The organism is Candidatus Paceibacterota bacterium, from assembly GCA_026195275.1.
GTDB lineage: Bacteria > Patescibacteriota > Minisyncoccia > Phycocordibacterales > JABMNX01 > JABMNX01.
In genome coordinates, this window is sequence record JAPHQU010000004.1 from 23,515 (window position 1) to 35,648 (window position 12,134).

The 12,134-nt window shown below is 49.5% G+C and carries 10 protein-coding genes; all 10 read left to right on the forward strand.

Annotation, left to right across the window (positions count from 1 at the left end; genetic code table 11):
* The first annotated feature begins 15 nt into the window (after positions 1-15).
* A complete protein-coding gene (locus tag OQJ98_02610) occupies positions 16-3,534 on the forward strand; it encodes a class I tRNA ligase family protein (GenBank protein MCW9054846.1) in 3,519 nt (1,172 codons plus the stop codon).
* A 6-nt stretch (positions 3,535-3,540) separates the two neighbouring features.
* A complete protein-coding gene (gene recO, locus OQJ98_02615) occupies positions 3,541-4,134 on the forward strand; it encodes a DNA repair protein RecO (protein MCW9054847.1) in 594 nt (197 codons plus the stop codon).
* A 19-nt stretch (positions 4,135-4,153) separates the two neighbouring features.
* Positions 4,154-6,058, forward strand: a complete 1,905-nt coding sequence (locus tag OQJ98_02620) for a hypothetical protein (protein MCW9054848.1) — start codon at positions 4,154-4,156, stop codon at positions 6,056-6,058.
* A gap of 15 nt (positions 6,059-6,073) precedes the next feature.
* Positions 6,074-7,384, forward strand: coding sequence for a glycine--tRNA ligase (locus OQJ98_02625; GenBank protein ID MCW9054849.1), 1,311 nt, complete (start codon positions 6,074-6,076; stop codon positions 7,382-7,384).
* 113 nt (positions 7,385-7,497) lie between these two features.
* Positions 7,498-8,580: an AI-2E family transporter gene (locus tag OQJ98_02630; GenBank protein ID MCW9054850.1), complete on the forward strand. Its 1,083-nt coding sequence runs from the start codon at positions 7,498-7,500 to the stop codon at positions 8,578-8,580.
* 10 nt (positions 8,581-8,590) lie between these two features.
* Positions 8,591-10,033 (forward strand): methionine--tRNA ligase, encoded by a 1,443-nt coding sequence (gene metG / locus OQJ98_02635; protein MCW9054851.1) that lies wholly within the window; start codon positions 8,591-8,593, stop codon positions 10,031-10,033.
* 41 nt (positions 10,034-10,074) lie between these two features.
* A complete protein-coding gene (locus tag OQJ98_02640) occupies positions 10,075-10,854 on the forward strand; it encodes a TatD family hydrolase (GenBank protein ID MCW9054852.1) in 780 nt (259 codons plus the stop codon).
* A 45-nt stretch (positions 10,855-10,899) separates the two neighbouring features.
* Positions 10,900-11,454, forward strand: coding sequence for a 30S ribosomal protein S6 (locus tag OQJ98_02645; protein ID MCW9054853.1), 555 nt, complete (start codon positions 10,900-10,902; stop codon positions 11,452-11,454).
* A 4-nt stretch (positions 11,455-11,458) separates the two neighbouring features.
* Entirely contained in the window at positions 11,459-11,896 is a 438-nt protein-coding gene (locus OQJ98_02650) for a single-stranded DNA-binding protein (GenBank protein MCW9054854.1), read from the forward strand.
* A gap of 13 nt (positions 11,897-11,909) precedes the next feature.
* The gene (gene rpsR, locus OQJ98_02655) at positions 11,910-12,122 is read left to right on the forward strand and encodes a 30S ribosomal protein S18 (protein MCW9054855.1); all 213 of its coding nucleotides are present in this window, start codon (positions 11,910-11,912) and stop codon (positions 12,120-12,122) included.
* The last annotated feature ends 12 nt before the right edge of the window (positions 12,123-12,134 follow it).

The following is a 12,134-nucleotide window of genomic DNA, read 5'->3' on the forward strand; positions in this document are numbered from 1 at the left end:
GCTACTATAATGATTATGAAAAACGACCCTGGAAAGGCTCCCGAGGAGAAGAGTGGTGTTGCAAAGCGTGAGGAGGGGGTCCTCGCATTTTGGCATACAAATAATGTCTTCAAGAAATCCGAAGAAAAACCGGCACCAAAAGGAGAATATGTCTTTTACGATGGGCCACCGTTTGCGACCGGGCTTCCGCACTACGGTCACTTGCTTGCGAGTACTATTAAAGACGCGATACCACGCTACCAGAGTATGCGTGGTCATCGGGTCGTGCGTAAGTGGGGGTGGGACTGCCACGGGCTTCCTCTTGAGAACGAGATAGAAAAGGAATTGGGTCTTACGACCAAGCGAGACATCGAGAGTCTGGGTATTGCGAAGTTCAATGAAGCGGCGCGCGATGCGGTGCTTCGCTATGCTGACGATTGGAAGAAGATCATACCGCGGATGGGGCGGTGGGTCGACATGGAGAGCGACTACAAGACCATGGATACCTCGTACACCGAATCGGTGTGGTGGGTATTCAAAACGCTCTACGACAAAAAAAGTATTTACCAAGGGTTCAAATCAATGCACCTTTGCCCACGTTGTGGCACCACACTCTCGAACTTTGAAGTGAATCAAGGATATAAAGATACAACCGACATCTCTGTATACGTCGGGCTTAAACTTAAAGATGAGCAGGATACGTCTCTTATTGTGTGGACTACAACACCATGGACGCTACCCGGCAACATGGCAGCGGCAGTGAACAAGGATGTCGAGTACGTCACAGTCGAGAAAAAGGATGAAGGTGGACTCACTCGCTTTATTGTCGCAAAAGATAAACTCAAAGATGTTTTCGGTGATGATGAATATACCATCGTCGATACATACAAAGGTGAGGAACTTATCGGCAAATCGTATATCCCGCCGTTTGATTACTACAAAGATAAGAACATCGAGCATAAAGAGAACGCGTGGAAGGTTTACCACGCAGACTATGTTTCAGTTGAGGATGGAACCGGTGTGGTGCACCTTGCTCCCGCTTTCGGTGAAGAGGACCTAGTGCTTGCTCAACAAGAGGACATCCCGGTCGTACACCACGTAACACCGGAGGGTGTATTTGCACAAGAAGTGTCTGACTTTGCTGGTATGTTTGCAAAGCCAAAAGATGACCCGCTTGCAACTGATATCGAGATCATTAAGGCGCTCTCCGCGCGCGGCGCGCTCTTTAAAAAACAGAAGGTAACACACAGCTATCCGTTTTGTTGGCGTTGTGATACGCCGCTTCTTAACTATGCGACATCGTCGTGGTTTGTACGCGTAACTGATTTTAAAGACAAGCTTGTTTCAGAGAACAAAAAAGTTGGGTGGATTCCAAAAGATGTCGGCACACATCGATTCGGCAACTGGCTTGAGAATGCACGCGATTGGGCGATCTCACGCTCGCGCTATTGGGGCGCACCACTACCGGTATGGCTAAACGAGAAAGAGGAAAAAGTGCGGGTCATGGGATCAGTCGAGGACCTGAAGAAATATATTGCATCTTCAGGTAATACCTACTTTATGATGCGTCACGGCGAGGCGGTACATAACACTAAGAACACACTGAACGCAAAGGACTCAGTGGAGAATCCGGTGACGGAAGAAGGAAGGAAACAAGTGTATGAAGCGGCCAAGCTCTTTAACGGAAAGAGCATTGACCTAATCATACACTCTCCATTACAGCGGACGCGCGAGACAGCTGAGCTTCTTGCGTCTGAACTCAAGCTCCCTGGATCACAACTTCGCGAAGATGCCCGCCTCACGGAAGTAAATGTCGGGTTGTTTGAAGGGAAGACAATTGATGAGTACCACGCGTTCTTTGCTGACTCGCGAGAGCGTATGAGTAAGCGACCCGAAGGAGGAGAGAATTGGGGTGAGGTCAAACGACGTGTGAGTGAGGTGCTCTACGAGCTCGAGCGAGAATATAAAGATAAAAAGATATTGATCATCTCGCACAACGGACCACTTGAGATGATTCAAGCGGGTGCGCTCGGGTATGATGTTGATCAATGCGGGGAAGCGATCAAAGATAATCGTTTTGACATGTCGGTCGGCGAGGTGCGTAAACTTCCGTTCATACCGCTTCCGCATAATACTCTGTTTGAGCTTGACCTACACCGTCCATACATTGATGAGATCACTCTTATTGATACAGACGGCAGCGAGTTGAAACGGATTCCTGATGTGTTTGACTGCTGGTTTGAATCTGGCTCCATGCCGTACGGGCAGCAGCACTATCCATTTGAGAATACTGATGTCTTCGAGCCAAAGAGCGGATGGTTCAAACGAGCGAAAGGCTACCCGGCGGACTTTATCGCGGAAGGAATGGACCAAACGAGAGGCTGGTTCTACTCGCTCATTGTCCTTGGCGTCGGGCTCTTTGGTCACTCCCCATACAAGAATGTGATTGTGAACGGTCTCGTGCTTGCGGAAGATGGTCGCAAGATGAGCAAGCGACTCAAGAACTATCCTGATCCGGCATATATTTTAAACACCTATGGAGCTGATGCGCTTCGCTACTACCTTCTCTCATCACCGATTGTTCGCGGGGAAGACCTCAATTTCTCTGAAAAGGGTGTTGATGAAGTGATGAAGAAACTCTTGGTGCGTCTTGAAAACGTATATTCGTTTTATGCACTCTACGTCGAGGATGGAACAGTGCCACAAAGCGTGGCCAGCAAGAATATTCTGGACCAGTGGATTCTCTCACGACTCAATGAACTCACTCTTGAGATAACCGGTGCGATGGAACGCTATGAGCTCGACCGCGCGACGCGTCCGATCGGACTCTTTATTGATGATCTTTCGACGTGGTATATACGCCGCTCACGTGAGCGCTTTAAGAGCAATGATGTGGAGGATCGTGCGCATGCTCTTGAGACAACGCGCACTGTTCTCATGGGGCTCAGTAAGGTCATGGCGCCATTCATGCCATTTTATGCGGAAGCACTCTACCAGGAGCTCAAAAAAGAGGACGATCTGGAGAGTGTACACCTCTGCGAGTGGCCTGAGGCAGGGAAGAGTAACAAGGAGGCGCTTGAAGATATGGCAGTGGTGCGCCGGCTCGTATCGCTCGGCCTCGAAGCTCGCGCTAAAGCGGGCACGAAGGTGCGTCAGCCGCTTGCGGAGCTCAAAGTTAGAAGTGAAAAGTTAAAAGGAAAGATGAAACTTCTCGAACTAATCGAGGACGAAGTGAATGTGAAGAAGATCTCGTTTGATACCTCGCTATCAGAAGAGGTTGAGCTCGACACCGAGCTCACCGATGAGTTGAGACAAGAAGGACTCGTACGCGATCTTATCAGGCGTATCCAGCAGTTTAGAAAAGAGAACGACCTTACACCGCAAGAGAAGGTGGCAATTATCATCGATACTGATGAGCACCTTAAGGAAGCGTTTGTGGGCGCGAAGACTGAGATTATGAATGCGACGCTTCTCTCAGACCTCACTTTTGGTTTTGTAGAAGGAGAGAAGGAGACCGTTGACGGGCATCCGTTTGCGTTCTCACTTAGTAAGTAGATTTGTATGGCACACCATCGCTATCAAACAGACGGATTGGTGCTCGGACACTATCCTGTCGGGGAAGCCGATAGTCTCATAGATATCTTTACCGAAGACCTTGGTCGTGTTCGTGCTGTTGCGCGCAGTATACGCGAGGAGCACTCGAAGCTTCGCTTCTCACTTCAGAATCTTTCAGTCGCGCGCATATCACTTGTGCGCGGAAAGGAGACGTGGCGTATTGTAGGCGCGGAATCGAGAGAGAATCTCTACACAGCACTCGCGGATGATGAGGGGAAGCGGGAACTCATACTGCGCATGGTACGGTTGTTGCGCAAACTACTTGCCGGTGAAGAGAGTAACCCGGCGCTCTTTCGTGTGGTTATGAGTGGTATTGAGAGTATTCGCACCACAGCAACTGACAGCAAAGAACTTACCGACCTTGAGTGTTTGATCGTCCTGCGTATACTCCATAACCTTGGGTATCTCGCGAAAGACGAACGCACGGCGCCATTCCTTGATGTTGCGACAATCGACAGCTCGATTGTCTCACTTGTCTCGCCGATGCGCAGAGAGATGATCAGACAAATCAACACATCACTCCAAGAGAGTCAGTTATAAAGTGCTATACTTTTAGAATATGAAGGATAAAGGAAGGATCGAGAGCCTTCGGAAACAGCTCTATTCACGAAAAAAATCCGAAGCAAAAGAAGTGGGGCGACGTTCGCTTCGTCCGGGAGAAGAGCGTACGCCACGAGCCTGGAAGGAGACACCGATTGAGAGAAAGATGAGACCATCAAAAAAGAGACAATCTCCTCTTAAAGTATTTTTCATATTCTCGATTATCTTCTTTCTGGGGTCGACACTCTTCGGTGCGATCTACTTCTTTGGCGGCAAAAATCTCATTTCGTCTGAGAATGTCGATATTGAGATACAAGGGCCGACTGCGATCGGTGGTGGTGAAGAGTTGAGTCTTCAGATTACGATTACGAACAAGAACCCGACGACGCTTGAAGCGGCAGATCTTCTGGTGGAGTACCCAGAGGGTGCGCGTGCGCCGGAGAATATGGAGCGGGAACTGTCTCGATACCGTGAGTCACTTGGTGATATCGCACCGGGGGATCGGGTGAAGAAGACAGTGCGTGCAGTGTTCTTTGGCGAGGAGAATACCCAGCAGCGTATTAAAGTAACTGTTGAATATCGCACCGCTGGCTCAAATGCCATATTTTATAGTGAGAAAGAATACGAAGTAACACTTTCTTCAGCGCCGGTAAGTATTTCGGTTCGCTCACTCGGTGAGGTAACTTCCGGGCAAGAGTTCAGCTTTTCGATTGCGGTTAATGCGAACGTGTCGGAGGGAGTTGAGGACATTGTTGTTGTGGCGGAATATCCGTTTGGCTTCACGCTTACCAGTGCACAGCCACGTCCGGCATTTTCAAATTCTGTCTGGGATATTGGTGACTTGCGACCAGGAGAAGAGCGAATCATTGACATCTCAGGGACGATTGTTGGTCAAGAGAATGACAAGAGAACGTTTCGTTTCGACGTGGGAGTTGGTGATGAGCTTGACGTGAAGAAACTCGCCACTACATTTGTGAGTGTCGCGCGTGAAGTAACAATACAGCGACCGTTTATTGGCACAATTATCACGCTTAACAACGAAGATGATACCGCGTATGTCTTTGAGGGTGGAGAGCGTGTAGTAGGATCGATTGCGTGGAAGAACAACCTCCCCGACACAGTGTCTAACGTGCAGATAGAAGCGCGACTTATCGGGGAAGCAGTTGACGAATCAACTGTCTTCGGGGAGCGCGGCTTTTATAATTCGGTCACCGATACAATCAGGTGGGGTAGGGATACACTCGAGGATTTTGCATTAGTGAATCCTTCAGAAGCGGGAATTCTTCGCTTCGGTTTCTCAGGCAAGAACATAGCTGCCTATGCGATTGAGAATCCGGAGATATTACTTGAGGTGACTGTTCGCGGTACTCGAGTTAGCGAAACAGGAGATACAGAGACGATCACTTCGCGCGTCTCTCGTAATATACGGTTTTCTTCTGATCTTGCGCTTGCCGGGCAGGTCTTGCGCACGACCGGCCCGTTTGTAAATACCGGTCCAATCCCCCCTGTTGCTGAACAAGAGTCGACGTACACGATTGTCTGGACAGTGACCAACACGGCGAATCATGTCTCAGGAGCGCAGGTGACCGCGACCTTGCCGTCGTATGTCAGGTGGTTGGGCAACATCTCTCCGCAGGGGAGCGGACTCACGTTCAATGAGAACGCACGGACGCTGACGTGGAACATTGGTGAGGTTGCTCAAGGGGTTGGTGTTGGTATTTCGCCGAAGGAAGTTGCCTTTCAGGTTGGTCTGACGCCGAGTGTGAGTCAGGTTGGGCAGGCTCCGGTGCTTATAGAAGCCCAAGGTGTCTCGGGATTTGATCAATTCACTGACGCGCGCATCTTTAATGAGATACCATCGCTCTCGATACGGATATTCTCTGAATCAAGTCTCCCGAGTGGACATGATCGCGTAATTCAGTAATACTACCCATATTCTATGGCAGAACAGAACGAACAATTAATGGAGAAGATCGTCTCGCTCGCGAAGCGCCGCGGATTTGTGTTTCAGGGCTCTGAGATCTACGGTGGTCTCGCCGGCACCTGGGACTATGGGCCATACGGTGTGGCGCTCAAGAACAACATCAAACAGTTGTGGTGGCATATTTTTGTAGATAGCAGAGACGATGTGTATGGACTCGATGCGGCTATTTTGATGAACGAAAAAGTGTGGGAAGCTTCAGGGCACACTGGTGCTGGTTTCACTGACCCTCTTGCAGAATGTAGCAAGTGCAAAAAACGATTTCGCGCTGACCACTTGAAGGATGCCAATACCTGCCCAGAGTGTGGAGGGGAAATGGGTGAAGTGCGTGAGTTCAATCTGATGTTTGAGACAAAAGTCGGAGCAGAAGGGTCGACGAAATCGTACTTGCGCCCGGAGACCGCGCAAGGCATCTTCGTTAATTTTAAGAACGTTGTTGATTCAATGAACCCAAAACTCTCCTTTGGTATCGGTCAGATCGGCAAAGCGTTTCGCAACGAGATCGCACCGCGTGATTTTATATTCCGTACGCGAGAATTTGAGCAAATGGAGGTTGAGTATTTCGTGAAAGAAGAAAACTGGGAGTCAGCGTTTGAGTTGTGGCACGGTATCATGCATGCGTATGCCGCCCTTGTGGGTATTCCCAAAGAGTATATACACGATGTAGAGGTATCCGATGAAGACCGTGCGCATTATTCAAAAAGAACAATCGACTTTGAGTTCGATTTTCCATTTGGACAAAAGGAGTTGTGGGGACTTGCATATCGTACCGACCACGACCTCTCGCAGCACATAGAGCACTCTGGTGAAAGACTCACGTATCTTGATGAGGAAAACAAAGAGAAGATAATACCGCATGTCATTGAGCCGTCACTTGGAGTTGATCGCACTGTCCTCGCAGTTCTCACCTCGGCATACCGTGAAGATGAAGTCGGTGGAGAGGCGCGCACATACCTCGCATTCAAACCATCGGTAGCGCCGGTGAAAGCCGCCGTCTTTCCACTCCTCAAAAATAAGCCGGAGTTACAAGAGAAGGCGCGAGAGGTGTACGCCGCACTCAAGAAGGAGGTGCCACAGATCATGTTTGATGACAACGGCAACGTCGGCAAGCGTTATCGCAGACAAGACGAGATCGGAACGCCGTATTGTATTACGATCGATTTTGATACCCTTGAGGACGACACGGTGACGGTCCGTGACCGTGATACCGCCAAGCAGGAGCGTGTGAAGCTCAATGAGCTCGTTGGGCTCATAAAGCAGAGTCTATAGTCAATGGTATATAAAATCCTTGAATTAATTCAAGGATTTTTATAACAGCATCCTTCCGGTCGGTGGCTTGGGTCCACTTTTAACTTTCAACGTTTTACTTTACACTTAGATATATGTCAGAGAATACTCCGGAATCAAATATTGTTATCTCAACCGGCACCATGGTGCGTGCACTACTGCTCCTCATGCTTGTTGCGGGTCTCTTTTATCTCAAAGATCTCGTCCTTGTGGTGCTTACCGCAGTGGTCATTGCCTCAGCAATTGAGCCGGCAACACGGTGGTTTGTGAAATACAAATTTCCCCGTGTGGTGGCGGTGCTTATTGTTTATCTCATATTTTTTGGGTTTCTCTTTGGTTTCTTTTACTTCTTCTTGCCGCCGGTTCTCTCTGAGCTTACCAACTTTCTGACGGTGCTTCCGGATTACCTCCAAGAATTCAACGCCACGACGCCTGCGCTTCAGGTACAAGAAGGCGTCTCCCTTAACTCACAGAGCCCCCCCAGCACATATTCGATTGCTGATTTCGTGCGTTATCTGCGCGAGCTTTTCTCAGATGTCTCTGAAAACTTCCTAGCCGCTGTCGCGCTCATCTTCGGTGGTGTCATGAGTTTTGTACTCATCGTGGTCTTCTCATTTTATTTTGCGATGCAGGAAACGGGAATCGATGATTTCCTCCGCGTGATCACGCCGGTAAAGTACCAGAAAAATGTCATCAGTCTCTGGCGTCGATCTCAAGTGAAGATAGGGCTCTGGATGCAGGGACAAGTGTTGCTTGCGGTTATTGTCGGTATGTTGGTCTACCTCGGACTCACGATCCTTGGTGTGAAGTACGCACTTCTTCTTGCTGTGGTTGCAGCGATCTTTGAGCTCATCCCGGTTTTTGGGCCGATTCTCTCGGCGATACCCGCAGTTGCGATTGGGTTCGTCGACGGAGGAGTGACTATTGGTCTCTTGGTTATCGGTCTTTACATCATTATTCAGCAGTTTGAGAACCACCTCATCTACCCACTTGTCGTGACCAAAGTGGTCGGTGTTCCGCCACTTCTCGTTATTATCGCGCTTCTTATTGGTGCGCAACTTGCCGGCTTTCTTGGTATCATTCTCTCGGTTCCTGTCGCGGCAGTCATCCAAGAGCTTGTTAGTGACCTTGAGAAGAGGCGCGCACGGCAATTTGAACACATGACCGGAAGCGTATAAACCTCTGAAAATGTCGACGAATCGCTACATCACCACCACGCTTCCGTATGTGAACGCAGACCCACACATTGGGTTTGCGCTTGAAATCGTACAAGCGGACACACTTGCGCGTTTCTGGCGCCACATGGACGATGAGGTCTTTTTCAATACCGGCACTGACGAGCATGGGCAGAAGATTGCGCAGAAGGCCGACGAAGTGGGGCAGGACCGACAAGCGTATGTCGACCATTACGCCGGCGAGTTCAGTAAACTCAAAGAAGCGCTTGATCTTTCGTACGATAACTTTATCCGCACCACCGACGAGCACCACACTAAAGCGGCGCAGCATATCTGGAATCTGTGTGATGAAAGTGGCGATATCTATAAGAAAAAATACAAAGGACTTTACTGCGTTGGTTGTGAGTCGTTTAAGACCGAGTCTGACCTTGTTGATGGCAAGTGTCCTGATCACCGGGTCGAGCCGCAAGAGATCGAAGAAGAGAATTATTTCTTTAAACTCTCAGCGTATCAGGAGTATCTCACTGAGTATCTCACGCGTGAGGATTCTGTAGTACCGGACTTCCGCCGCAAGGAGCTCTTGAAATTCATCGAAGATGGGCTTGAGGACCTCTCTATCTCGCGTGAGAAGTCGCGTATGGACTGGGGGATTCCCGTGCCCGGAGACGCTGAGCATGTCATGTATGTGTGGTTCGATGCACTCACCAACTACATCTCGACACTTGGTTGGCCGGAAGATGTTGGGGGGAATTTCAAAAAGTTCTGGGAGGATGGCAAGACCCTCCAAGTAGCCGGCAAAGACCAGCTTCGTTTCCAATCAATCATCTGGCAGGCGATGCTTAAGAGCGCCGGAATTAAAGCAACTGATACTGTCTTTTATCACGGCTTCATCAACAGTGGCGGGCAGAAGATGAGCAAGTCGCTCGGCAACGTTATCTCACCGTATGAGATGGTCGAGCGGTATGGCACGGATGCTGCGCGCTACATCCTCCTTCGGCATGTGCATCCGACTGATGACTCCGACCTCACCGGGGAGAAGATGGATGAGCTCTATGAAGCGCATCTCGTTAATGGTCTGGGGAACGTGGTTGCACGGGTGATGAAGCTTGCTGAGACACATCTTGCTGAGGCTGTGCAGGTAGAGGATATTGCCGATAAACAAATTGTTAGAATGCGTCTTAATGAAGCACTATCTTCATATCAATTCAATCACGCAATTGATGAAATCTGGAAAGACATTGCTGACCTCGACGATGACATTACTGTTCGAGAACCGTTCAAGGTGATAAAGAGTGACACGGAAATGGGTCAAAGGATCATCGAGGAACAGGTAAAATCTTTACGCAACATCGGCCTTCTCATAAGCGCAATTATGCCGAAGACCTCAGAAAAGATTCTTGCAGCAATCAAGGAAAACAAAAAACCGGAAAATCTTTTTCCGCGCTTGGAGAAATAATTTCCCTAACATCTAATCACCTAAAACCTAACACCTAGGCAATGCCAGAATATTTCGACTTTCATTCACATATTCATTTTCCAAAGTTCGCTCAAGATCTCGACGAGGTTTTTGCGCGTATGCAAGAGTTCGGGGTGTGGACGACGGTTGTTGGGACGGATCTTGAACAATCAAAACGAGCGGTTGAGTTTGCGCGAGCGCACGACGGTGTGTTCGCAACTGTTGGGCTCCACCCGGCAGACAACACGAAAGAGTCTTTTGATCCCGCAGACTACAATGAGTTGGTCGCTGACCCTAAGGTGGTGATGGTTGGGGAGTGCGGGCTCGATTATTTCCATGTAAAAGATCCGGACGAGCAGAAGCGTCAACGAGCGGAGTTTGAAAGGCAGATTGATTTTGCGGTTTTGCACAAGAAGCCACTGATGCTCCATATCCGCAATGCGCACGATGACGGGCTTGATATTCTCACCTCAAAGAAGCGCGAATATGGTGACCGGCTTCAAGGAAACGCACACTTCTTCACCGAAGGCGCCGAGGTCGCAAAACGTTACTACGAAATCGATTTCACAACGTCGTTCCCCGGAGTTATCACTTTCACGCGTGATTATGACGATACGGTGCGCTATGCTCCGGCGGATATGATCCACGCAGAGACCGACTCACCATACGCAGCCCCCATCCCATATCGGGGGAAGCGCAATGAGCCGGCGTTCGTGGTTGAGGTGGTGAAAAAGATGGCAGAGCTTCGTGGAGAGGATGTCGAAGTGCTGAAAAAGCAGCTCATCGAGAACGCACGACGCTTCGTGCCGCTACACAGCTAGGTATTCTTGCGGCAAATAGCCGGGTATGGTAAGCTAGCGCAACATATGGAAGATACACAAAACGCTGTAGATACGGCGAAAACAATGGAAGAAACCACGTTCGACGACGATCTCGCACAAGATGCGGAGTCGCGTATCTACGAGCTTGGCTATCATCTCGTCCCTGCGCTTTCTGAAGACGAGGCACCAGTTGAGGCAGCCGCTCTCAAAGAACTTGTCACCAAAGCGGGCGGTACAGTCATCGAGGATGAGGCACCGCAACATATCTCGCTTGCGTACACAATGTTCCGCACCGAGAGTGGAAAGAAGACGAAATTTGATACAGCTCACTTCTGTAGTGTTAAGTTTGAGATCGACCCGGCACAAATCACCACGATCCAAGAGGGGCTTGATGAGAACAAGAACGTGCTTCGTTACATTATCTATAAGACGGTTCGCGAGAATACACGCTCAGAATACCGCTTCCCACAGAAGACTGACCGCAAGGCCGAGCAGAAGCCGGTAGCAGAAGAGAAAGCCTCAGAGAAGCCGCAAGAAGAGAATGAGCCGGTTTCAGAAGAGGCGCTCGATAAGAGCATCAACGAGCTTGTGGTAGAATAAACGTATGTATATCAACAAGGCATTCATCTACGGAAACCTTACACGCGACCCTGAGTTGCGCTCACTCCCATCAGGTATTCAGGTGGCAAACTTCAGTGTTGCGACCAATCGTGTCTGGAAAGATAAAGATGGTCAGAAGCAGGAGAGTTCTGAGTTCCATAACGTCGTTGTCTTCGGGCGCCAGGCAGAGACCTCAGCACAGTACCTTAAAAAAGGGAACGGCGTCTTCATCGAAGGACGACTTCAGACACGTAGTTGGGAGCAGGACGGACAGAAGAAGTACCGCACCGAGATTATAGCTGATCGCGTACAGTTTGGTCCGCGAGGTGCAGGTGCAGGAAGCACGACTTCCAACGAGGACACCGGAGGGCAGCAAGCGCCATCGGGAGATGCGATCAACTACCCGGATGAAGACATTAACCCGGACGACATCCCATTTTAATTAGAGAATTATCATGCAAAACACTCATAACGTAGACTTCTACTCAGCGCACAACATCAAGTATGTTGATTATCGTGACACGGATATTCTTAAGCAGTTCCTCAACCCGCACGGGCGCATCCTCTCGCGAAAGAAGACCGGCTTAAATGCAAAACACCAGCGTCAGATGGAGGAGGCAGTAAAGCGCGCGCGCTTTATGGGACTTCTCCCATTCGTAGCGAAATAATCAGTACAAGGG

Coding starts and splice junctions, on each gene's coding strand:
- OQJ98_02610 (MCW9054846.1), top strand. CDS start 16: ATGAAAAACGACCCTGGAAAGGCTCCCGAGGAGAAGAGTGGTGTTGCA.
- recO (MCW9054847.1), top strand. CDS start 3,541: ATGGCACACCATCGCTATCAAACAGACGGATTGGTGCTCGGACACTAT.
- OQJ98_02620 (MCW9054848.1), top strand. CDS start 4,154: ATGAAGGATAAAGGAAGGATCGAGAGCCTTCGGAAACAGCTCTATTCA.
- OQJ98_02625 (MCW9054849.1), top strand. CDS start 6,074: ATGGCAGAACAGAACGAACAATTAATGGAGAAGATCGTCTCGCTCGCG.
- OQJ98_02630 (MCW9054850.1), top strand. CDS start 7,498: ATGTCAGAGAATACTCCGGAATCAAATATTGTTATCTCAACCGGCACC.
- metG (MCW9054851.1), top strand. CDS start 8,591: ATGTCGACGAATCGCTACATCACCACCACGCTTCCGTATGTGAACGCA.
- OQJ98_02640 (MCW9054852.1), top strand. CDS start 10,075: ATGCCAGAATATTTCGACTTTCATTCACATATTCATTTTCCAAAGTTC.
- OQJ98_02645 (MCW9054853.1), top strand. CDS start 10,900: ATGGAAGATACACAAAACGCTGTAGATACGGCGAAAACAATGGAAGAA.
- OQJ98_02650 (MCW9054854.1), top strand. CDS start 11,459: ATGTATATCAACAAGGCATTCATCTACGGAAACCTTACACGCGACCCT.
- rpsR (MCW9054855.1), top strand. CDS start 11,910: ATGCAAAACACTCATAACGTAGACTTCTACTCAGCGCACAACATCAAG.